The sequence below is a fragment of the Qipengyuania benthica genome (assembly GCF_030717865.1).
Taxonomy (GTDB): Bacteria; Pseudomonadota; Alphaproteobacteria; order Sphingomonadales; family Sphingomonadaceae; genus Qipengyuania; species Qipengyuania benthica.
Map to the genome: position 1 here is coordinate 618,279 of NZ_JAVAIL010000003.1, position 21,581 is coordinate 639,859.

The 21,581-nt window shown below is 61.7% G+C and carries 18 protein-coding genes; 6 read left to right on the forward strand and 12 right to left on the reverse strand.

All coding sequences use genetic code 11. The features are described 5' to 3' along the window. The first annotated feature begins 230 nt into the window (after positions 1-230). The gene (locus Q9K01_RS11885; protein ID WP_305930455.1) at positions 231-776 is read left to right on the forward strand and encodes a hypothetical protein; all 546 of its coding nucleotides are present in this window, start codon (positions 231-233) and stop codon (positions 774-776) included. Between the two features lie 26 nt (positions 777-802). On the opposite strand, the gene mobF is transcribed toward Q9K01_RS11885, so the two are convergent. From mobF to Q9K01_RS11905, 4 genes are all read right to left on the reverse strand, one after another. After that, positions 803-3,718, reverse strand: a complete 2,916-nt coding sequence (gene mobF / locus Q9K01_RS11890) for a MobF family relaxase (protein WP_305930456.1) — start codon at positions 3,716-3,718, stop codon at positions 803-805. Between the two features lie 59 nt (positions 3,719-3,777). Continuing rightward, positions 3,778-6,090 carry a type IV secretion system DNA-binding domain-containing protein gene (locus Q9K01_RS11895; RefSeq protein ID WP_305930457.1) on the reverse strand — a complete coding sequence of 771 codons (2,313 nt, stop codon included), beginning with the start codon at positions 6,088-6,090 and terminating at the stop codon, positions 3,778-3,780. Further along, a complete protein-coding gene (locus tag Q9K01_RS11900) occupies positions 6,080-6,412 on the reverse strand; it encodes a hypothetical protein (RefSeq protein WP_305930458.1) in 333 nt (110 codons plus the stop codon). The genes Q9K01_RS11895 and Q9K01_RS11900 overlap by 11 nt, the downstream gene beginning before the upstream one ends. 732 nt (positions 6,413-7,144) lie before the next feature. Beyond that, positions 7,145-7,366 carry a hypothetical protein gene (locus tag Q9K01_RS11905; protein WP_305930459.1) on the reverse strand — a complete coding sequence of 74 codons (222 nt, stop codon included), beginning with the start codon at positions 7,364-7,366 and terminating at the stop codon, positions 7,145-7,147. A gap of 81 nt (positions 7,367-7,447) precedes the next feature. Here Q9K01_RS11905 and Q9K01_RS11910 point away from each other — a divergent pair, with 81 nt between their 5' ends. Then, positions 7,448-7,978: a DUF6437 family protein gene (locus Q9K01_RS11910; RefSeq protein WP_305930460.1), complete on the forward strand. Its 531-nt coding sequence runs from the start codon at positions 7,448-7,450 to the stop codon at positions 7,976-7,978. Positions 7,979-8,045: 67 nt separating this feature from the next. Here Q9K01_RS11910 and Q9K01_RS11915 read toward each other — a convergent pair whose 3' ends face one another. The 5 genes from Q9K01_RS11915 to Q9K01_RS11935 all read right to left on the reverse strand — a co-directional run bounded on the left by Q9K01_RS11915 (position 8,046) and on the right by Q9K01_RS11935 (position 11,588). Then, on the reverse strand, positions 8,046-8,444 hold the full coding sequence (locus Q9K01_RS11915; RefSeq protein ID WP_305930461.1) for a single-stranded DNA-binding protein: 399 nt from the start codon (positions 8,442-8,444) through the stop codon (positions 8,046-8,048). Between the two features lie 267 nt (positions 8,445-8,711). Next, positions 8,712-8,981, reverse strand: a complete 270-nt coding sequence (locus tag Q9K01_RS11920) for a hypothetical protein (RefSeq protein ID WP_305930462.1) — start codon at positions 8,979-8,981, stop codon at positions 8,712-8,714. Positions 8,982-9,051: 70 nt separating this feature from the next. Next, the gene (locus Q9K01_RS11925) at positions 9,052-9,987 is read right to left on the reverse strand and encodes a DUF2493 domain-containing protein (protein ID WP_305930463.1); all 936 of its coding nucleotides are present in this window, start codon (positions 9,985-9,987) and stop codon (positions 9,052-9,054) included. 219 nt (positions 9,988-10,206) lie between these two features. Continuing rightward, entirely contained in the window at positions 10,207-10,647 is a 441-nt protein-coding gene (locus Q9K01_RS11930) for a hypothetical protein (RefSeq protein ID WP_305930464.1), read from the reverse strand. Positions 10,648-10,658: 11 nt separating this feature from the next. Then, positions 10,659-11,588 (reverse strand): ArdC family protein, encoded by a 930-nt coding sequence (locus Q9K01_RS11935; protein WP_305930465.1) that lies wholly within the window; start codon positions 11,586-11,588, stop codon positions 10,659-10,661. A gap of 450 nt (positions 11,589-12,038) precedes the next feature. On the opposite strand from Q9K01_RS11935, the gene Q9K01_RS11940 reads away from it, so the two are divergent. The 3 genes from Q9K01_RS11940 to Q9K01_RS11950 all read left to right on the forward strand — a co-directional run bounded on the left by Q9K01_RS11940 (position 12,039) and on the right by Q9K01_RS11950 (position 15,842). Beyond that, positions 12,039-14,069: an AAA family ATPase gene (locus Q9K01_RS11940; protein WP_305930466.1), complete on the forward strand. Its 2,031-nt coding sequence runs from the start codon at positions 12,039-12,041 to the stop codon at positions 14,067-14,069. A gap of 89 nt (positions 14,070-14,158) precedes the next feature. Then, complete coding sequence (locus tag Q9K01_RS11945; RefSeq protein ID WP_305930467.1) at positions 14,159-14,764, forward strand: hypothetical protein; 606 nt, start codon at positions 14,159-14,161, stop codon at positions 14,762-14,764. Next, complete coding sequence (locus Q9K01_RS11950) at positions 14,754-15,842, forward strand: hypothetical protein (protein WP_305930468.1); 1,089 nt, start codon at positions 14,754-14,756, stop codon at positions 15,840-15,842. The genes Q9K01_RS11945 and Q9K01_RS11950 overlap by 11 nt, the downstream gene beginning before the upstream one ends. Here the strand turns inward: Q9K01_RS11950 and Q9K01_RS11955 are convergent. Further along, positions 15,839-17,137 (reverse strand): hypothetical protein, encoded by a 1,299-nt coding sequence (locus Q9K01_RS11955; protein WP_305930469.1) that lies wholly within the window; start codon positions 17,135-17,137, stop codon positions 15,839-15,841. The genes Q9K01_RS11950 and Q9K01_RS11955 overlap by 4 nt on opposite strands. A 53-nt stretch (positions 17,138-17,190) precedes the next feature. Between Q9K01_RS11955 and Q9K01_RS11960 the strand changes: the two genes are divergently transcribed. Further along, positions 17,191-17,511, forward strand: coding sequence for a helix-turn-helix domain-containing protein (locus Q9K01_RS11960; RefSeq protein WP_305930470.1), 321 nt, complete (start codon positions 17,191-17,193; stop codon positions 17,509-17,511). 148 nt (positions 17,512-17,659) lie between these two features. Here Q9K01_RS11960 and Q9K01_RS11965 read toward each other — a convergent pair whose 3' ends face one another. Next, on the reverse strand, positions 17,660-19,633 hold the full coding sequence (locus tag Q9K01_RS11965) for a ParB/RepB/Spo0J family partition protein (protein ID WP_305930471.1): 1,974 nt from the start codon (positions 19,631-19,633) through the stop codon (positions 17,660-17,662). Between the two features lie 104 nt (positions 19,634-19,737). After that, a partial coding sequence (locus Q9K01_RS11970) for a strawberry notch C-terminal domain-containing protein (protein ID WP_305930472.1) occupies positions 19,738-21,581 on the reverse strand: 1,844 nt, incomplete at its 5' end.

Here is a 21,581-nt window from a genome sequence, read left to right on the forward strand (position 1 = left end):
TCGCCTGAGACGGCCCAAAATAGATGCCTCTCACGGGTATGCGTTTCACTTAAAGATTCCAACGCCCAATCAGCCAGCAGCTCCACGGGAGACCATTTCTCGACTCCCGGGACCCGTATCGATAGACAGCAGAACCTTGAGAACACGAAGCTTTAAGCCGTTTCAGTGTAAGTGAGCGCCCTTTTTGACCACTTCTTGAAGGTATCATCATGGCTGTAGGCTATCGGCGCATGAAGCTCACCGTCGAGCTGATCGATGAGGCCATGGAGCGTGCCGACAGCCTCCCCATCTTCGAGAATTCGCATAGGCAAGAACAGGCAAATCTCGTCGGCTGCATCGGCGAGATCGTCTTCGAGAGATACCTCGCTCACCATCAGGTCACCTTCAAGAACGACACGATTTCTACCCGCCGTGATTACGTTATCGGGAATTCGCTCGCGCTGGACGTGAAGACGAAAGATCGGACGGTTCGGCCGCAACGCCACTTCGACAACTCGGTCCCGCTGTACAACCACCCACACCAGCGCCCCGACTATTATTACTTCATTTCGTTGCTCCGCGAAAAGTCTCTCGGCGCGACAGATCCTAGGCGCTTCAAAGAGGCATACTTGATGGGCGGGATCTCGCTACAAGACCTCGACCGGGTGGCGAAACGTTGGGATGCCGGGCAGACCGATCCTTCGAATGGTACGACGTTTTGGACGGCCTGCCTCAATGTCCAGATGGATCAATTGACGCCGAACGACCAGCTCCTCGAGACCTTCCGGAACGCGTAGGAGCGGTCGGCTTCTATCCAATCCCCCTAGATCCCGATCTCGAAGGGCTTTACGCGTTCCTTCGCGAGTTCGAGTTTCTCCTTTTCCGAAGGTACAACCTCGTTCCCGTTGTCCCTCGTGAGGCCCTTGGCAGCCGCCGCCTTGAGCCGCTGCGTAACTTCGAGGGCCGATGTCTTCTCGCCGCTGTTTGACTTGATGGCCCGGCCGAGTTTCTCGGCATTGTCTGCGACAAGCGTCAGGCCATCGCGAAGCCGGGTGACCGTGACAAGAAATGTCTGCCGGTTGGCGAGGTTGCGTTCGCGGCTGTCCATCACGGCAATCCCGCGATCTGACGTCAGTCCCTGTGCCATGTGCGCGTTCAGCGCGTAGGCCAAGTCTAGGCGTTTCAGCATCGGGTCGCTTCGCGACAAGCGCAGTTCTTTTCCCGACGTGGTCTCCACCGTGACGCCTTTCGGATCGATCGCGACGATCCTCGCCTGGTCGGCGTTGAAGAGCGCGCGCTTGTGGTCGTTGTCGGTCCAACGGATCTTGTCACCCTCGAAAGCGACCAGCGACTTTCGCTCGAAAAGCGACAGCCGGTCATTCTTTGCGCCCGGTCGGAGCCGTGATGGGCTGAAGTTGCGGGCACGTCCCTTCTTGTCTTCAAGCACCAGTCGCTTTCGCGCGTGGTCGATCGATTTGACCGTGTAGTCTCCCGCCGCCAGTCCCTGGGTGCGGTCGAAGGATCGGAAGTTGAGGACCATGCCGGCCCGATATGCTCCAAGGTGTCGCAGTTCCTCACGCGTGGCGTTAATCCGTACATGGACGCTCAACCTTGCCGCCCTCGGCCCGAGCTCGCCATTGGCCTTGAGGCCGCGCTGCACAGCCTCGTTGACCGCGGATCGAAGTGATCGCCCCGACGCGTAGATCGACGTCCGATCACGATCTGCCGGGCTCAGCGAGAGCCACTGCTCGGCAGCAACGATCGCACTGTCCCCCCGAGCCTCGATGGTTGAAGGGGCTAGGGCTTGGAGAGCATCGTCGATGCGCCCCTCCTGCGCGGCGGCCTGCGCTCGCTGCAAGGCGGGATCGCGGCCGCGCAGATTCACATCCATCTTGGCGCGCTCGATCCCGGCCTGCTGAACGAGGTCGAAGGGCTTACCGGCATCGACGGCACCAAGTTGTCGCTTGTCGCCGACGAGAACCAGGCGCTGGACTTCGACTAGGTTTGCCAGCCGTACCAGCTTGGCCTTGTCCTCGTTCGACACCATCGAGGCCTCGTCGAGCACCAGGACATGGTCTCCGAGCGCGCTCCGAGCCTCACTCAGCAACGTGGCATTTCCCGGCTCGTGCAGAAGCCTGCCCCATTGCGCGAGAAAGCGGGCGATGGTCATCGAACGGATGCCGGTGTCGCGCTCGAGCATCTGGACGAGCGTGTTCTGCACCGCGAGCCCCAGCACCTGCTTGCCTTCCTCGCGGAGCAATTGGGCGACCGGCTTCATCACGCTGCTCTTGCCCGCCCCGGCAATGCCCTGGATCGCTACAATCCTGTCACGCGATGAGAGCACAAGGCCCGCCGCATCCTCCTGCCCTTCGTTGAGCGAAATTCCGTGGTTGATCGCAGCAACAGCCTGGACCCGTTCTGCGGCGTCCGATCGATCCAGGATGGGCGACACCGCACCTCGTCCCTGGTCGACATTCGCGAGAATGGTGCTTTCAAGGTCAAGCGCCTCCCGGCTCGCCAGCCAGCCTTTGTGCTCGCCTTTGCCGGATTCGAGTGCACCGCTTCTGATCAATGCGTTCACACGGGTTTCGACGTGGCCCACCGTCGTCGGTAGCCCAAAATCGAGCGCCGCCTTCAGCAATCCCTCACGGGGAAAGGCTGCCTCGCGCTGCGAAAGATGACGCACCGCGGAAGCAACTGCCTGTGCAGCCGCAATGGTCGGCGCATCCTGCTTGAGGACATGGGCAGGGATCAGTGGATCAGCAGGATCGCCCTTGATCCGCTGCGCAAACTCCCTCAGCTTCGCAATCCCGCGCTGAAGGAGGCTTTGCTCTTTCGAACCGGCTAATGTCTTCGCCGCCGTACGCATCCGGGATGCGTCGATCAGGCTGCCAAGATCGAGACCGACCTCTTCGGCTCGCTGGCGCCACGACGAAAGAAGGCCCTCGCGATCGCGCACTGGTTCCTTGCCTTTGCGTGTTTCCAGCGTTGCGACAATCCCTGCCTCCAGTCCGCTCCCTCGCCTGGCTGCGAGGACTTCTTCGCGCCGCGTTGAAAAGACCATGACCTGCTCGCGGGCAATGCCCGCTGCTTCGAAATTGCCATGCTTTCCAACCGACCCTGCTTCGTAGCCCATTTGCTCGACCGCCAGACGAAAGCGCGCCATGGTCATCGAGTTGAGCAGGGTGTTGAACGACCAAAGCTTGTCATTGCGAAGCGCGCGCCACTTCCCGTCGCTGCCTTGCGTGACATTGGCTACAACTGCGTGAAAATGCAGGTTTGGCTCCTTGTTGCGGTTGGTGTCGTGCTGGAAAAGACCAATCGTCAGGTTATCTGTCGCGACCTTCCCGTAACCAGCCTGACTACCCATCCGGGTCTGCGCCGCGTTCTTTTCTGCCCAGCGCAAGGTCTCGATGACGGCCTCGCGATAGGCATCGACAATCCGCTGGTCGCCGCCCACCAGCGCGAGCAGAGACCAGCTTTTCGGGAGCGAGAATGTGAGGTCCGTTCCCGGCCTGTGGGCCTGGCCCGCGTTGCCGACCTGGACACCGCCGGGAAGCTCTCCCCGCAGTAAGGCATCGAATTGCTCGGCGCTGACGCGGCCCTCAAGGCCAAGTCGTTCCGCTCCCTTCCCGACCCAGGTTCCGGAACGATCGGCATCGGCGCCGGTGTAGTAATTGTCTGCCGCGAAATAGCTCGCGGCAGCCGAAGGGGAGCGCACATTGGCGACGGAAAGCATCCAGTTTGGTCCTCGTCACGGCTCCCCTCGCGGCCGGGTAATCCCTCCCCATTTGCCTTTCACATGTCGGGCTCGAACTCGCCGAAATCCTTTTCCGGAGGATCTGCAACCGCACCTTCACGAAGGTCTTTTTCGACCGGTGTGAGCGACTGGCGCCCGTTGGCAGCTGAACGGCCAGGTTGCGTCGAACCAGCCTTGCTACCTGCGTCATCGCCGGCGGTTACTGGTTCGGACGGATGCTGTTCTGCGCCCATTGCCGGTGCATCCGCGCCGGTTTGCACGGCGGCGAGAGGTAGCGTTGGACCTGCATCCAGATGCGAAACGGAACCGGTTTCGGCATCGAGATCACCAGTAGCGAGCCCTGCGTTCAGCTTTTCAAGCGGGACAGGCTCCTGCCGATCGTGTGGTTCATCGGCGTCACGGCGCTGCCCCTCGAGGTCGAGTTTGAGCTGCTTTGAATCGACAGGCTTACCGGCACCGTCGTCGTTCGAAGCGGGATGCTCGTCATTCGGTTTCGAACCCGGGTTCGCTTGGGGCGTCGCTGCCGCAGGACCCTGGCCAGGCTTTATGAGCGGTTTCTCGCGGGCGATGAATCCCTCGGCAATACGACCACGCTTGCGCGGAATGAGCGACACCGGCGCAGCGGGAAATCCGTCGGGAAACTTGATGTAGGCAGACAACCGCGGAAGGTTCATGAACTGGTCGGGCAGGAGCAACGGTTCGATCTGCCGCCGAGGTGTCAAGCTGACTGCGTCGCGCGCATTGTTATACCCATAGCTGTAGCCTTCTTCCATGTCGCGCACCTGCCGGTGGCCGATGAAATCGGAGCACCAGGTCGCTGTCTCTCGATCGGCCGTCGCCAGGATGAGCTTGGTGCGCGCAAGCGAGGACAATGTCATGGCCATGTTCTCGCCGTAGACTTCCTTGAGCTTGGCAAACGCATGCACGCCGGTGACGATCGCACCGCCGAAGTTGCGCGCGGTTTGCAGCCCCTTTTCAAGCGCCGGTAGTCGGTGAAGGGCACCGAGCTCGTCGATCAGGAACCACATCCGCAGGTCCTGCGTGCGCTCCAGCGTCATCAGCGTATTCATCGCCGTGTCGAGCCATAGCGTGAGCAACTGCGAGGAGATGCTCATGTCGACATAGCGGGCAGAAAGGAACAGGATCGAGCCCGCCTGGCAGTCGCCTTTGACCCAGTCACGGACCGAAAAGCGCGGTCCGGATGAGGGCAAGAGCTTGAGCACTTTCGCATTCGCATTGAACACCGCGCGGATCGATTCCGCCATGCGGGCCGCTTCCGGGGCGGTCAGCGGATCGGCCATCGTTCCTCGCATCAGCTTATGCACTTCGGACAGGTCAGCGGTCATCAGCCGCCGCGCCAAGGCCTCATTGGTCGCCGTGCCGGTACGGGCAAGATGGAGACACATCTCGACGAACAGCATGCGCGCCGCGAGCACCCAGAACTGTTCGGAACCACCCCCGTCATGGGGCACGAGCGCTTCGGCGGCGGCATGAAACTCAGCTTCCGTCGTGCAGTCGTTGAACACGCTCCATAGCGGACATCGAACATCGACAGGATTGAGAATGATGTCGCGAGCAGGATCGTAGAAGGCCTCGATGAAAGCCCCTGTGAGGTCGAAAATGACCGCGCGCTGGCCGCGTTCACGCGCTTCGGCAACAAGTTCGGTGAGCGCCACGGTCTTACCGGTTCCGGTTGTCCCGATAAGCATGGCGTGGCTCTGTTCGAGCCGCCACGGCCAGCTTACGCCGGCGAGATGTGCAGGTTGGTAATGGCCCGCTTCGGCAAGCGCCGACGAGCTCGCAAGCCGCCACTTCCAGCCGAACTTGCGTCCCAGTTCTTCGGCCCGGAATGCCTTGTTGTGACGCTCGATTTCTTCTTCGAGTTCGTCGAGCGAAACAAGCATTGCACCGCGCTCGTGCTTGCGCTCCTTCGACCGCCCGCCAAAGCGCTCGGCGAACCACCAGAAGAACACGAAGGCCGGGATAAGCAGCACCGCCGAGACCAGCAATCCCTGCTTCGCTGCCGTACGAAACGCCTCGACCGCCTCGCGCATCGGCGGGAACTCACGAACTATGCCAAACGGGAGGCCAACCCTTTCGCCGTCAAGCAATTCAAGGTTGACCAGTTTGGCCGGATCGAACTCCATGAAGGCATAGAGACTGGCGTAGATATGCATCCAGACGAGGTAGATCTGGTGATCGCTCAGGGCCGACCGCACTTCCCAATAGCAGGTGCCGACCGCAACCAGTCCGGTGACAATCAAAGGCCCCTTCAGCCCCGCAGCAAACATGAAACCGAAGTGACCGAGCAGCTGGCTGCCGCGGGTGAAGTTCAGGAGATTATGCTTCATGGGAATGGCCTCCCATGTTCGAGTTGACGGGGAGACCAAGACGCTCGAGGCGTCGCCGGTACGCCTCGTGGGTACGATCGCGCAAACTCGCGTCAGCATGGCTGGCAAGAAGTGCATCGAGCGCTACCGAAATGAAGATAGCTTGGCGCGCGGGATCGAGCCCTGCGGGCCGGTCCTTCGCCTCGTTCTCGCACTGCCACGCCGCGACGATAAGGTCGCGGATGAAGATGCTGACGCTCTCTCCTTGGTCAGCCGCCCGCTGCCGCACCCAGGTGGAAACGGGAAGCGGCACGAATGCTTGGAGCCGATCGTGTCGGGTCATGAAACAGGTTCCTTGTCGGGCCGACGGAACCTGGCTCACCTTGCGGAAGGTGCCGAGGAGAATAAATCGTGAACAACTCGCAGTCAATCGAAAGATTCGGGTTATAATTCAGAGCGATACACCAAGACGAGTGGCTGGCGGATCGGCGCAAAGCCGCTCTACTCGCAGGCGGGTTGAAAGTGCGCAAAACGGAATTTTGGCGCGATAACAGGAAGATAAATCCCGAATTCGCGGGGTACGGTGTGCTCCCCTGCTCCCAAGTGCGCGAGGCGGTCCAGGCAGCAAGGGGGATTGACCGGAGACGACCTTTTCCGATCTCCACGTTGGAGCGCGAGCAACCGGGCCTGGCAGCTCACCGCATGCAGATAGAAAGCAGTTCGACTCCTCCAGCCAAGGACAGCACCTGCGAAAAAGGCAGCGGCCAAGGGCGCGTGGGAAGCAAGGCAAGCGGGGCATGTCGCGTGCCCTAGCTTCACGCCGCCCGACCCGGTGCCGGTTCGCAAGTGCACGCGGGGCCCATGAACAAATCACGCCGCACCCTCAGGAGCGCATCGCCAGATGCGCGGGACAGAGTGCGTCTACAGCACCGCTCCATTTATCGGGCGCCGCCGCATCGCGGTGGGCGACCGCCAGGGCAACCGACCGAACCGGTCTTTTTGTGCTTGATTGGACTATCCGGCGAACAAGAAAAAAGGGCAGGAACCGTCCCCGGTTCCCGCCCTGTCAGAAGTCTCAAAACTCGTCGAGCATGCCGCCGTGGACCGTGTGGACCACCCGCGCTGCGAGATGTGCTGGCAATATGTTGTAGTCACCCTCGTCGAGGGCAAAGTACCCGAGTTCGTCATCCTCGATAACGTGCTGATCGAAGAAGCTGTGCAGCGCTCTCTTCTCGGCTGCTTCCAGGGCCTCGAAATAGCTCCGGGACGGAAGTGCGCAATGCATCGAACAAGCCATGATAATCCTCCTGATTTCTGTCGTGAGACGACAGGAGGCGTGTGCGATGGTCTTGTGGGTTCCGGGTCAGGGATCGCCCGAATGGGCGACCGCGATAGCGGCGGTGGGGGTAACGATTTTGTTCGCTGCCGGATGCAATCCGGTGGCGGGCAAAATGGTGGGGCCCTGCCGTCCTTGAGGCGGGAGGCGCAAGGCCATCATGCTGGAAGAACCGTGAGCAAGGACCCACAACCTCCGCCCAATATCAAACATCTCCTGCATGCGAATTGCCTTTCCTACACCCCGGTGACGCGGGCATGGAAACAACCGGGGAGCGGATCCGAGGGGGACAAAAGGACAAGTAACATGCCCCGAAACAGGAGCGCGATTGCAGCCCTGCAAAAGCTCGAAGCAGACCGCGAGGCGCTCGACGCCAAACAACGCGAACTTGAAGTGCAAGCGGCCAGGGAACTCGGCGAAATCATCCTGGGAAGCGGCCTCGAAAGCTTCTCGAAAAAGGGCCTGAGGACGGTTGCCGAAGAACTCGGGAAACTCGGTGAGCATGCCGCGATCGAGAAACTGACGGGGCGCGGTGTAACCCGTGCTTCGAGTGCAGCGCCGGGAACCCAGTAACCACGGAAGAAGAGGCCCTGCCGCTTGCGGCAGAGCCTCTTCGCAAGGGGGACGACCGGCATCGATGTCAGTCGATATCGGGAGCGTCGGTGTTGTCGTTGTCGTCGCTCGAACTACTACCGCGGGAGAGGAAGTCGACCTTGTCGGCGAGGATCTCGGTGCCGTAGCGCGTGACCCCGTCCTTGTCCTCCCACTGGGTGTAGTGGATGCGGCCCTGCACGCTGACCAGCTGGCCCTTGGAGCAGTACTGGCCGACGGTCTTGGCGAGGCCGTTGAAGCAGGTCACCCGGTGGAACTCGCTTTCCTTGGCGGTGTAGCCGTTCTCGTCCTTGTAGGTCTTGCCGTCCTTGTCGCGTGCGGGGCGATCGGTGACGACGGTGATCCCGGTGACATTGGTGCCACCCTTGGTCTCGCGGGTGTCCGGATCGCGTGCGATGCGGCCGGTGAGGATTGCGATATTGGTCATGATAGTATTCCTTCAGTTCTCCAAACCGGAGACCATCTCCGGCTTGCGAACATCCAGAAGAAGCAGGGCATGGGAGGACTGCACCGCAGGCCTGAAGGGCCGAAGGGAAACCTGTTCATGACGGGTGGTGCGGGCAGGCAGCGCAGCTGCCAACACGGCCGGAAAGGAACGGGTTGCCGTCCTCAGCTGACCTGGTTCAGGACTGTTCGCGACAAAAGCCGGATTGGTATCGGGTGCGGGTCTGAAGACACCAAGACCCTGCTGCAATCAGCTTACCCCATCGCCTTCCGATGCCGCCAAGAGATCCATGAAGTTGCGGGCTGCTTCCCGGTCTTCCTCGTTCTCGAACGCCACATCGAGATCGGGGGCGGACCCGAACATGTGCAGGAACGACCACAGTGCAAAGCGCTTGCCCCGGTCCTCCTCAAGGCCGAGATCGACCCGGCAATGCTCAATGCCGGCTGCAAAGGTGTCGGGACCAACCCCGGAGAGGTCGGTGGTGGCAAAGTAGCGCTGCAGCAGATCGTCAAGTTGCATGACCGGTCCATAGTCGGGTCGGCGCCGAATGCACATCCAGGCAATTCAGATGCAGATGATGAAGGGCCCCTCAGGACCCTGGAGAGGTGCCCAAGGGGCCGCGACGATCGACCACGGTGATCCGGCGCGCCTTGGCATCAATGACGAGCCGTTCGGTCACGCCATTGCCCGGAAAGGCGACGACATAACGCGGATTGAGCGCAAGCATCTGCTCGTTGCGCTTGAACCCGGCGCGCGCACCAAGCCGACGATCGAGCGAATAGGTCAACTGCTGCACTTCGCGGCGTTCGGCCCAGCTGGCGGCCAGGCGATCGGCACCCTTGCCGTCGCCGCCATGGACCAGGAAGAGATCGGGAACCGCATCGCGAACCTTGTCCAGGGTCGCCCAGATATTGTCGGCATAAGCGCGCGCGTCCTCGGCGCTCTCGAAGCTTTGACGACCACCGGCAAAGAGGACCGGAGTGCCCTCGGGGATCAGCGCATGTCGGCGATTTTCAGCGCGTGCGCGGAGGAAGTCGCGGGCATCGATCACGGCCGAGGTAAGGTGGCGCGAATGGCTCGCGCGCGAACCGGATACGGGCTTCCACGAGGAACCGGTCTCGTCGCGGTACAGTGCTGCCGCCGCCTCACGCATCTGCTCGAAGGCCAGCATGCTGGCTTCGGCGGCCTGCGCGCGCTCGATCTGCTCTTCAAGATTGCTCGAATGTACCTCGGATCCATCGGCAGATGCGAGGAGGACCCGGATCTCGTCGCTGGCCCGATCAAGTTGAGCCGACTTGCGGCTGGCTGCGCGGTGAAAGAGATTGACCACGCCCCAGGCAATATCCTCGGCATCTGCTTCCAGGGCCGTGTCGGAAAACATCGCGAAGAGGTCGGACCATACGGCACCAAGCGTCTGGTCGATCGCATCCTCGCAGGGAAAGTCGGTCTCGTTGAAGGGGGCTGGCCTGATGCTGAGGCCTGAAAGGTCAAGGCCGCTCAACTGATCGATGAAGCTGTCGTACATGGGGTGTCTCCTGATCGCGGGGACAAGGAGAGGAGGCACCATTGCCTCGGGCCTGTCCGCCGGAGCCCGATCAGGGCCGTGGAAAGGGGCAAGGCGCACCGCGTAGCGGGAAACCTGCGGCCCTAGGCTGGCGCGGGTAACACGGGCCGACGGGCCGCAGGTTGCGGCGCGCCCCGACCGGCCCAAGGGCCTCTCCCGGCGGAGAGGGATGAGGCAGGATCAGGACCCGGTGTCGCAGTTGGATCGGGAGCGCTCGAAGATCGCTTCGCCATTCGAGAACCGACCGACCAGGCGCAACTCACCGAACATGTCGATAAAGCGTCCCGACACCTGGGCGAGCCAGTGCCGTGCCCTTGCCGTTCTTGGGATGTAGAAATCCGCCTCCCAGTACTGGGAATCGTCGCGCTCGGCGAGCCAGATCGCGGCGAGCCCGCAATAGGTCGATATGCCGCAATCGGCGAAGGCGTTTCGCAGGAGGATGCGGTTCTCGCGGCCGCGCCATCCTTCGAAGCGTTCAAAGGAAGGAAAGGTCGCCTTTGTGGTATCGATGACCTCGTCGACGAGGCACTCGTAGGCCCAGTCGACATCGTCCTCTTCGCCGTCATCAAGCAGGCGAAAGGCCACCACGGAGCCGGTCGGATAGCTGACGGAACGTCCCATCTCACTGCTCCTTAGGCCGCATCGGCGAGATCGACATCGGCCTCGCCTTCCAGAGATTGGTGACCCCCAAGGTCAAGCAACAGGCTGGCCGCTTCCTCGGCCTTGGCCGCAGCGGTCAAGATCGCGCGCTCGTCCGATTTGAGGATCTTGAGCCAGGATGCGATGTAGCTGGCGTGATGGTCGAGGTGAGCAACCGGAAGACCCAGTTCGGCGCCAAGAATGGCAGAGGAAAGCTCGGCGATCAGTTCTTCGGCAGCATAGGCCTCGCTGCCAAACCGGTTCTTGAGATCGCGGTCGAGCCGCGAAGAATGACCCGTCCAGTGCGACAACTCGTGTGCGAGCGTCGCGTAGTAGTGGTCGTAGGCTTCGAATAGTTCGGCTGGTGGCATGGTGACCCGGTCGCGCAGCGGCTCGTAATAAGCCTGCGCGCCATGGTGGCGCAGGTCTGCGCCCACTTGACCGAAGAAGGCATCGAGCCGGTCTTCGCGTCCTTCGGGCTCAAGTGCGGCAACCAGCGGCTTGGGATGGTAAAATGCTGGGAGGCCATCGCACTGGTCAGCGTTGAACACGGCATAGGCCTTGAGCACGCGTCGGTTCTCGGTGTCTGCTTCGCCTTCGGCGTTCTCGACCTCCTTGGTGTAGCTCTTGTAGAAGATCGCGATGGTCGATTTCTCGCCCTTGCGGACCTGTCCGCCAAGCTTCTGGCACTGGCGGTAGGTCATCCAGTAGGGCGAGGCGTAGCCGCAGCCGTCGGCCACCAGCCACAGCCAGAAAGTGTTCATGCCGCGATAGGGTGTCCCGCAGGAACGTAACGGTCGCGAGACGGGCACACCGCGCCATGGCTTGACCCAAGGCTTGGTACCTTGCTCGAGTTTTTCGATTATGGCGGCGGTGATGCGCTGAGCTGGCGAAGCTGAAGCAGTGCGGCGGGACTTGGTCATGGGAGTTCTCCTGATCGCCGGGGACGGACATGTCCCGGTTCAGGCTGAGCAAGGCTCCCTCCCCTCTCCTTAAACGACGACGGTCTTGCGCCTAAGTGCTACCGATCGGGTCCGATCGTCCCATGGTCAACGGCACACATTCAGAATACGGCCAGGCCAAATATGACGACGAAGGATCGAGTAATTTTTGAGCTACTCACTTTATTGAAATCTAGCGAATGTCAGAGGCTTACTTGATCAGTGCAGCCATCGCAGTCTAACGGTCCGGTTCTCTATTGATCTTGCGTTTGATGGGTAAGTCGTCAAACATCGAGGAGGCTGGGCCGGATCGGTTTTGGGCGACTCGTCGGCTAGGAGGTGCGATATTGCGGAAACAGCGCGAACATGGGACCGGTGCCCAATGAATTTGTTCTTTTACCTTGGATCGGCCGCTCCTGAGGGGGCAGCCGAATGATCCGGCTTCCCGTTCTCAAGCACCTCACGATTAGTGATTATGGCTTATTTCCCGGTCAGCCAGAGGGCTCTGGTCTCGATCACGAATTCCAGTCCGGACTGACGTTGATCGCAGGCATCAATGGACTTGGTAAGACGACTATTCTGACGTCGATCTTGCGTGCTCTTACTGGCCCTGTCGATGTCACCGGCGAGGGCGCCCCACACGCTCTCGGCGTCTCCGTTCCTGAAAATCCCGTCGCGCTGCGACCGAAGCAGATTGCGTTTTTCGCGCAGCGGGTCGCCGATGGCGCACAAGCGGCGCTTGTTGTGCTCAGCGCGACGTTCGGCGATCAGTCCTTGCGCGTCACCCGTCGGCTTGCAGATCTGTCCTTAGTCGAATGCGTAATCGACGGGGTCGCGCTGCCTCTCGCTGGCGCCCGCGCGGAGCGCGAAGCGAGTTTTCAAACCGCATTGACCGAACTTATGGGGCTTGGGTCGTTCATCGATGTCCTACTGATTATGCATCATGTGCTGCTGTTCCACGAGGATCGACCTGGCGCACTATGGGATCAAAACGCACAGCGGCAGGTGCTGCGTGCGCTCTTTCTAGAGAAGGACGACGCGACCCGCGTTGCGCAGTTGGAGCGGTTGGTGCAGAGCGCCGACAGTCAGGCGCGCAACATCCAGACGCGGATCACTGCGACTGAGCGCGACCTTCGCGAAGCACGCAAGCGCGAAGCGGGTTCCGAAGGGGTCATCGCTCAGCTCGAAGCCGAGCAGAAATTGCTTGATGCCGAACTGGTCGAGGCGGCGCGGCTCGATAGCGTGCTCGCCGATCTAGAAACTGAGCGTCAAACGGTTCGTCTGGAACATGAAAAGGCGAAACACGAACGCGAAGAGGCGACAGGCGCGGTCGAGCGGCTCAAATATACGGCGCTTCTCAATCTTTATCCGACGATGGACGATGCGGCGCGCCTCGTCGTGGCACGCATCATGACGCAGGCTAAATGCCTCGTATGCGATGCCGATGCAGAGGAGAAGCGCAAGGAGCTGGAGGCCCTGGTCGAGGGCGGGTGCTGCCCGGCGTGTGGGGCCGAGCCCGAAAAGCAGGAACGGATCATCCCGCAGCATAAGTTCGAGCAGGCGAAGCTCGATCAGGCACGCAGGCAGGCCGAACTTGCACGGAAAGAGGAAGAGGCCAAGGCGGCGCGATTGCGCGTGATCGCGGACACCTATGTTCAGACGATCGCTAAGGTAGGCGATCTGCGGCGTTCGATCGCCGATCGCAAGGCGCGTGACCAGAGGCTGCGCGCGAGCCTGCCACGCAGCACTACGAGCGATCAGTTCGAGAAAGCTCTGGTGACATTGCGCGGCCAGCAGCTCGAATGGCGGACGAAGCTCGGGGAGCACCTACTGGAATTGCGGACGCTGCTCTCAGAGAAGGAAGAGCTGGTAACGTCGCGCTCGGCCGAGTTGATGGAAAGCTTCGTCGAACTGACCAACGCGCTGCTCGCCGAAAAGGCTTGCTTGGTCCAGGTCACAGCGGAGCCACGTTACACTCAGGCGGGAAGGGCGGAAGATCGGTTGCGCGTTCCCGCTTTTCAGGCCGACATGGCGGCCGCCAACCGTCCCGGACTTGTCCGAAGAATCGACCCGTCTGACGTGTCGGAATCCCAGCGCGAATTGATCGACTTGGCGTTCCGCCTGTCGCTGGTCCGAGTCGCGACCCAGGGCGCACCCTCCACGTTCATCATGGAGACGCCGGAGGCCAGTCTCGATGGGTTGGCGATGGAGCGGGTCGGGGCGGCGCTCGCCAAGTTCGCGCAGTCTTCGGACAATCGGTTGATCGTCACCAGCAACCTTTCCAATGCCGGACTGATCACGTCGCTGTTCAATGGTCCGGCAAAGGACGACGCGGAAGTGGTTGCGCGGCGCGGTCGGCTCATCAACCTTCTGCAACTTGCGGCGCCGAACCGCGCGCTCGACCGCGACCGCGCCAAATACGAGCAATTGCTGGATCACGCGCTCACCGGGGATCAGCCATGACGAGCGGCGGGCTCTCGCCGGACCAGATCGCGCGACTGCGTCGGCGTGGGCGTTTGCTTCTTCTGCTCGATGCCGCGGAGCGTGCCGCGGTGACACCGCTCGCGTCGGCCCGCCTCCATGCCTTTGCCTATCTATCCGATGTGCTCAGCCCGGTCTGGGATTTACCCGCGTTCGACGGCAAGATTCTGAAGATCGACGGCGGGCCGCACTATCCCGATCTTCAGGAGGAGCTCGATCATCTGGTGGTGCTCGGGCTCGTTGAGGTGAGCAATCTCGAATACGTGGGGCGCGGCGAGAATGGCGCGCGCCTGGAAGGCCAATACGCGCTCAATTTCGCGTCCTCCTTTCTTGCACCGCTTCTCGCGGGATTGGGCGCCGGCAAGGAAGACGAGGCGATCGACGCCGATGATCGTCGGGTGCATAATTTCATGGTCGAACTGGCCGGCGCGCTGGCGACCTTGCCGAACGACGAGATCGACATCGCGGCATCGGTGGACGTGACCTACCGCTCGGTCAATTCGCTCAACAATATCGTCGATTTCGCGGAATGGGCCGAAGATACGTGGCAAGCGAATCCGAGTTGGCAGGCGTCGGAGCGCTTCGAGGCGTTCCTGCCGGACGACGCCGAGCTCTCGCCTGGAGAGAAGCTTTATCTTTACGCCACCTATCTCGGACGGGTCGCCAATGCCGCCTGAGCAGACTACCAGTGTCAACGGCACAGACGACAACGTCTTGGCCGCGGTGGCGGGCATCCTACCGAAGCTGCCCAACGTACGTGCCGAAGACCCAGACCGGTTCGCACAAGCGGCACGCGCGCTGGTCGAGACGCGCGCCCAAGCCGGCTGGCCCTCCGAAGCCGATGCGGACGTCGCTGCATTCGTCATGGTCGATCGGCCTCGCGAATATGCCGCACGATTCCCATCCGATGCGATTATGGACCCGATCGCGACTCAGGAGCCGTTGCTGGGTCGGCTGTTTCTGATGAACCGCGATTGTTCAGCGGGGAGGGGCCTGACGCTGCCATGCGCTCCAGGAAATCTGCTCGACTGGCTCAGCGAAAACGGTCTGGGCGACCTTCCTGTGGCGGTCGCCTACCGCACGACCAGCACAATGACAGTGCGGCGAGAGGGGGTCGAGGATCTGATCCGGCCTCACAAGATCCGGGATCGTCCCCCTGCGGCGACGGTGGAAGAGCTGCTCGACGCGCTGAACCATTTTCATCTGTCCGGACTCTTGACTCCGACCTGCTGCGTGCCTGGGGTCTGGGAGCCCAAGCGCGCCGCCAAATATGTCCCCGGATCACAGCCGGAGCGCAGCATTCAGGACGCGCTCGCACTCGCGCTTGGCATGTGGTTCCAAGGTCTCGTCCGCGTCGGCGTCGAGGATCGGACCAATATAGGCCGTATCGATGTTCGCCTGCTCAAGCCAAGTGCCGAAGGCCAGCTGGCCTATTGGGCGATTGTCGAACTCAAGGTCATCAAGGCGTTCGCGAACGCGAAAGGCAAAGCCAAGGCGGCGGCGGTTTCCCGCACGGTGAATGTCGACGCGATCCAGAAAGGCTTGCGCCAGACCTGGGCATATCAGAGCAATCGTGAGTCCGAGGAAGGACTTCTAGAAATCTTCGATCTGCGCGAGGACAAAAGCGAGGATCTGATGGCCGACGGTGATGTCGTGAAGCTGCTGGGGGAGCTTGCTCCGGTGCCGCGCTACACGGTGCGTCCGCTCTTCGGCTCGTCGGAGCACGCCCGGATCGCGGGCTTTTCCGGCGTCTAGCGGCGTTCGAGCACGACCAGGCTCTCGGCCAGTTCGGGGCGGCCACCCTGTTGCGGCGACGCGCGCATCGACCGGCAAGGCTCGACCCGCAACGGCTCGAGGCCGAGCCCAGGACTGATCTCGGCGAGAATGGCTGCGATCGGCACGTCGATGTTCGCATAGCGGCTGTCTCCGACGACCATGTATATGCGACCGTTCGCGCGCAATTTTTCCGCGAGCCCTTTGAGGATGATCGCCATGTCAGCGGTATAGGCGCCGATCATCGCCGGGATGTGCCGGTTCCACAGCTTTTCGCTCGCCGCCTCCAACTCCTGCATCGTCCGCTGGAGCGTCGTGCTGGAAATCCCGTGGAAGGACATATCCCGGTAAATCTGTACATGGCTGCGAAGCGTCTGTTTGCGCAGCGTCGTGTTCTTCTGCGCGCTGTCGAGATAGCCGAGCGTCCATAGCTCGACATTGTAAACATCCGTATAATCGAATGAATTGGGATAGGGCGGCGAGAAAACGGCCAAATCGAGGTCATCAATTTCGCCAACGCGCTGCCGCGCATCACCACGCAGCAGTCGGTAGTCCCGACATTTGCGATCGGAAAAGCGGCGCAGGTCATACAGCGCGCGCAGCACGCCATCCCGGAACCAGGCATCGATCACGTCGGGACTGGGCCGGCGCGTCTGCCAGCCTCGGCGATACCGCCTTCCCTTTCCGCTCACGACGATATTGCTGGCGGGAACGGTGGCGGAAGCCAACAAAACTTTGAACAAGCGCTTGACCGCTTCATCAGGTTCGAGGGCGATGGCATCGCGGTAGGCAACGAGCCTCCGCGCCACATCCTGCCAGAAAATGAAGCGCCCATCCACGCCGGGTTCCACGAACGTAGGAGGTGCCCCACGAAACTTGGGGATGGTCATCGCTTCGGACTGCCCGACCCGCTCCACCACGCGTCCGAAGGCGACTGCAGCGGCATCGACGTCAATTGGTGCAATCTTGGCCTCGATAAGATCGGCAAGGTAGGGATTGACCTCGATGGTAGTCGGTCGAACGCCAAGGAACTGTCCTGCGAGCGCGGTAGTCCCCGACCCTCCGAACGGATCCACTAGATGATTGATCTTTCCTGATGTTTCTGTCGCAGCTTGGTCGATAAGCTCGGGTGCGAATGCTTCCTTGAAACGGCGCCATTCCTGAAAGGGTAGTGCTATCGCGCCCGCGTTGGTGCCGACAGTCGCGATGGCGCGGTCTCCGGTCCAATCGCGGAAGGCGATGTGGGTCGATCCACTTTGTGCTGCTGCTTCCATCATATCCCAATGTTCAAATCTTGCAGTGAATATGCCAATATGCCACCTTAATGTAAATGGATGATTCGGCCTTCCTTCTTGAATTGGCTATAAAGCTTAAGGCCGTGCGTTCGCGTGGCTTGGCCACACAAACCGCGATCGAAGCAAGGACTGGGATCGATCAGGGGACGATTTCAAAGGTCCTCAATGGCAAGCGAAAGCGGGTCAACGATCGCCTTCGCGCTCTTGATAAATATGCTAATATTCTTCTTGAGGATGTAACTCTGTCGCCGCAGGTCACCGAAGCGGCTCGCGAATTCCTAACATTCGGCAGCGAGGCGGAACTGGTAGACTCCATTCGCCATTGCACCAGGCTCGTGGCTCACCGGATCAACTAACGACGATTGTCGCCAGAAACGCCAGTTGCCGTCATGCTTGATCTGATCGAAGCTAGTCAGCTGCCGGCCAAATGTTTTGTATGGAAAAGGCGGCCCGTCCCAATAGGGACGGACCGCCCGCCGAGTGATCTGGACCTGTCAGGAGGGGTCAGGCAGCCTGCTCGGCTATCTCGTCTGCTGTAACATTGCTGACCGGCTCATCCGCTTCGGCGTCAACCGGTTCGACCTCTTCGGCACCGGCGAAACGCATGATCGAAGGCACCCAGGCCTGCGCCCGTTCCTTGATATCTGCCTCGCCGATAAAGTTGCCCGAGAAAATGCGCTCGGCAGCGCTCGCCAGCTCTGCTTTCTTCGAGGCGGCATAGCGACTGACCAGTTCTGGACCACCAGCGGCATCGAGCGCCTCGAGCGTGCGAGCCTTGGCCACGCGGTCGAAATAGTTGGCCGCCGTGGGACGCCACCAAAGCGCGGTCTCGATTTCGAGGAGGGAGCCAAGCGCCTCGTGCATCGGCACCGAGCGTTCTCCTTCACAGGCCAGGCTGGCGACTAGCGTGCGCGAGACGACATGGCCGAGCCATGCCGAACGCGCCTCGTCTGACAGCGCTCGGAATTTGGCGAACCGCTCGACGTCGCTTTCGCCGGCACGCCAGCTTTCATCGAGCGATCCTGCGAACTCTGCCAGCGCAGCGCTTGCCGGAGCGTCCTTGGCCTCAAACCCGGCAACCGGGCCGGACGCGACCGAGCCGACCAAGGTCGACGCCTTCTGGGCCCGCCAGTCATGCCCATCGGCATCGGCAAGCGTGAAGACCATGAAGTCGAGCGCCAGTGCCGGATCGTTGGCGAGATGGATCGCCAGGATATCGCGGCGTTGCATCGCGAGCTCGTCGAGCAGGCGCTGCGACAACGAGCTCCCCTTGGGCTTCGCCGGGCCGTTCTCTTCAATGGCCTCGACCACACCTTCGTCAGCGATGACTTCGGTCTCGGTGTAGAACTGCGGAACAAGCGAAGGCTCGCCATTGCGCGAGAGGACGAGGAAGGCACCGGCCTCAGCTTTCAGTTCGTCGGCGAGTACCGGCGGCCGGTCATTGAGCGCGCGCATGGCGCGGTCGATCACCATGAGTTCCAGCTCGGCCTTGGCGACCTCATCCTCGTCGCTGTCTTCGTCTTCGAGCACGGCGGCGACGCGGTCGTAGTCGACCTCGAGCTCGCCAAGTTCCTTCGCTTCCTCCTCGGTCATAGGCGCAGGCTCGCATGGCAGACGGCCGAGACCTTCGACGAGGTCATGGCTGACGTAGTTGCCAAGCGTCGGGCGCACCCAGGCAAGGCCATATTCGAGCGCGGCCTTTTCTGCGGCTTCTTCCATGGCTTTGTGCGCGAGGTCTTCGAGCAGCGCGATATCGATCCAGCTTTCACTGGCATCGTCGTCGAACAGTTCGCGCTCGATCCGGCCGCCTGCGGCGAGGTAGGCATCGCGTCCAACGAGCACGGCACGCGGATCGGAACCACGCACCGTGGCATCGAGCACCATGCGGCGGATCGTGTCAGGCGTGATCTGGTACCAGGCGTCCTGCAGCTCGGCATAGACATGCGCCTGGCGCTCGACGTCGGAAATCGCACCGTAGGCCTTCGCCATGTCGAGCGTGATCGTGCCCTCGGCGAGTGCTTCGAAGACGCAGGGTGCCAAACTTGCCAGGCGCAGACGCCCTTCGACGAACCGGACAGTGAGGCCGAAGCGGCGCGCCACGTCTTCAGGGGTGGCTCCCGCCTCGATGATGGAAGCGAAGGCCTGCGCCTCGTCGGCAGGCTTCATCGCCAGACGCTGGAAGTTCTCGGCAAGGCTGGCTTCGCGCACTTCGCTTTCCTCGCCTTCGATGACGAGGCAGGTGACCTCGTGGTTTTCGGACAAGGTGCCCTCTTCGGCCAGCGCCTGCAGAGCGGCGAGGCGACGACCGCCGGCCTCGACCTCGAACTTGCCGCGCTTTCCTTTGCGCACGACGAGGTTCTGCAGCAGGCCGCGCGCGGCGATGTCTGCCCGCAGCTGGAGGTCGGCCAGCACGTCGCTCGACTTGCGAACGTTGCGCGGGCTCGGGACAAGCTTCTTCAAGGGAATCGACTGGATCATGGGTGTTCTCCTGATGGATTGAAGGCGCAGGTGAGGATCACGAGGCCCACAAGCCCAAAGGGCTCCCTCCACTCTCATCCTGAGATTGGGGTCTGCCCGAGGGATCAGGCGGCAAGCGCGGGGAGGACCGACGAGGCTCTCGACACCGGGACGAACAGGCGCGTGCGGTAGCGGATGATCTCGGTGAAGCAGCCTTTGCCCTTGTACCAGTCGAGCCGATCGGGCGAGAACCCGGTCAGTTCAAGGCGCTGTTCGCCGCCGACCAGCGAGCGCTTCACGGTAAGTGGATCGTGGCTTGCAAAGCTTAGCGGTTTGCCGCTGGCGATGACTAGGTCGCCGATCTGCTCTGCCGATGGCCCGGTAACCCCGGAAAGGCTAAAGGTCTCGGCGATCGTAGCGAGATCGATATCGAGCACTTCGCGGCCGATGATCGACTGGCCGTCCTCGGCAACGAGCCGGGTGACGCGGACATGATCGCCTGGGAGGCGCTTCCAGACCGGAAGCAGCAGTCCGGTGGCAAGATGGATGCGCTCAGTCACAGGTGAAGCGGCGGCCTCCTCTTCCTCGGTTCGCCAGGCGCTGGTAAATGCGGTAACGCCAATTTCTTCCCAGTGGCTCTCAGCGAGTGCCTCTAGCGTCCAGTTGGCGGACTTGAGCGGGCGCAGCAGGCGCCGACGTTCGATCACGGCCCCGTCGTCAGTGATGAGGCGCCGGGCTGGAACCGACAGCGCAACCTTGCCCGAGCGTGCATTGCGCATCGGGATCGCGTGCGGGCTGCCGATCTCGTGCATCCGCACCAGGCGCTGCAATCGCAAAGGCCGAAGGTGCCTCGTCACTTCGAGCGAGACGAGGCGAGTTTCTGCTCCGGTCACGGGGTCGGTGCGCAGGAGTTCATCGGCGAGCACCGTGAAGCGATCGACCCTTACGGTTTCCAGTCCCTGGTCGAGGGTTCCGGCCTCGCGCGCAGCTTCGATCCGTGCCTCGACGAGGCCGAGATACTCTTCGAAGATCGCATTCTGTAGCGCGATTGGCAGCGCGAGGATGCGGTTGAGCCAGCGCTGGATGGTCGGGAGGTTGTCGGTCAGCCCGCCATCGGGGTTTTCAAGCCGGAGGCCTGTGCGCTCAACGAAGTTACCGAATGTGGTGGCTTCGAGCTTGCCGTCATAGAGCAACTGGAACCAGCGGCTGAGCGCATCGCGCGCATAATCGCTTTCGAGATTGTCTGCCGGGTCGAACAGGTTCTGTCCGCCGGTCTGGCGCTGGCCGCGCGTAAGCGCGCCCAATGCATCGAGCCTGCGTGCAATGGTCGAGATGAAGCGGCGTTCGCCCTTCACGTCGGTGGTTACCGGGCGGAACAGCGGAGCCGAGGCCTGGTTGGTGCGGTTGGTACGGCCAAGACCCTGGATAGCGTTGTCGGCGCGCCAGCCCGGCTCGAGCAGGAAATGAACCCGGCGCTGCTGGTTCCGGCAGCCAAGGTCGGCATGGTAGGATCGACCCGTGCCTCCTGCATCCGAGAAGACCAGGATGCGCTTGGTCCCTTCCATGAAGCTTTGCGCTTCGGCGACATTGGCACTGGGGCGTCGCCGTTCGAGGCGCTGCTGACCATCGCGGCCTACGACAAGTCTGCGGGTCCGACCCGTGACTTCGGCCACGGCGTCGGTTCCGAAATGTTCGATAATCGCATCGAGCGCAGTGGCGATGGGCGGCAGTGCGCAAAGGTGTTCGATCAGCGCATCGCGCGCAGCAATGGCGCGCGGGCAGAAAACGGGATTGCCCTCTCCGTCGCTCATCGCCTCGGAGCGAAGATTACCATCCTCGTCGGCGAAGACCTGCATCAATCGTACCGGGAAGCTCTTGGAAAGGTAGTCGATGACATATTCTTTGCAGTCGCAGTTTATGTCGAGCGTCGCAGCCGGAGGCGCGGGATTGCGTCGGTTCGTCATGATTT

Bases quoted from the DNA above. Each gene is read 5' to 3' on its own strand.
- Q9K01_RS11885 (WP_305930455.1), top strand. From the start codon at position 231: ATGAAGCTCACCGTCGAGCTGATCGATGAGGCCATGGAGCGTGCCGAC.
- mobF (WP_305930456.1), bottom strand. From the start codon at position 3,718: ATGCTTTCCGTCGCCAATGTGCGCTCCCCTTCGGCTGCCGCGAGCTAT.
- Q9K01_RS11895 (WP_305930457.1), bottom strand. From the start codon at position 6,090: ATGAAGCATAATCTCCTGAACTTCACCCGCGGCAGCCAGCTGCTCGGT.
- Q9K01_RS11900 (WP_305930458.1), bottom strand. From the start codon at position 6,412: ATGACCCGACACGATCGGCTCCAAGCATTCGTGCCGCTTCCCGTTTCC.
- Q9K01_RS11905 (WP_305930459.1), bottom strand. From the start codon at position 7,366: ATGGCTTGTTCGATGCATTGCGCACTTCCGTCCCGGAGCTATTTCGAG.
- Q9K01_RS11910 (WP_305930460.1), top strand. From the start codon at position 7,448: ATGGGCGACCGCGATAGCGGCGGTGGGGGTAACGATTTTGTTCGCTGC.
- Q9K01_RS11915 (WP_305930461.1), bottom strand. From the start codon at position 8,444: ATGACCAATATCGCAATCCTCACCGGCCGCATCGCACGCGATCCGGAC.
- Q9K01_RS11920 (WP_305930462.1), bottom strand. From the start codon at position 8,981: ATGCAACTTGACGATCTGCTGCAGCGCTACTTTGCCACCACCGACCTC.
- Q9K01_RS11925 (WP_305930463.1), bottom strand. From the start codon at position 9,987: ATGTACGACAGCTTCATCGATCAGTTGAGCGGCCTTGACCTTTCAGGC.
- Q9K01_RS11930 (WP_305930464.1), bottom strand. From the start codon at position 10,647: ATGGGACGTTCCGTCAGCTATCCGACCGGCTCCGTGGTGGCCTTTCGC.
- Q9K01_RS11935 (WP_305930465.1), bottom strand. From the start codon at position 11,588: ATGACCAAGTCCCGCCGCACTGCTTCAGCTTCGCCAGCTCAGCGCATC.
- Q9K01_RS11940 (WP_305930466.1), top strand. From the start codon at position 12,039: ATGATCCGGCTTCCCGTTCTCAAGCACCTCACGATTAGTGATTATGGC.
- Q9K01_RS11950 (WP_305930468.1), top strand. From the start codon at position 14,754: ATGCCGCCTGAGCAGACTACCAGTGTCAACGGCACAGACGACAACGTC.
- Q9K01_RS11955 (WP_305930469.1), bottom strand. From the start codon at position 17,137: ATGATGGAAGCAGCAGCACAAAGTGGATCGACCCACATCGCCTTCCGC.
- Q9K01_RS11960 (WP_305930470.1), top strand. From the start codon at position 17,191: ATGGATGATTCGGCCTTCCTTCTTGAATTGGCTATAAAGCTTAAGGCC.
- Q9K01_RS11965 (WP_305930471.1), bottom strand. From the start codon at position 19,633: ATGATCCAGTCGATTCCCTTGAAGAAGCTTGTCCCGAGCCCGCGCAAC.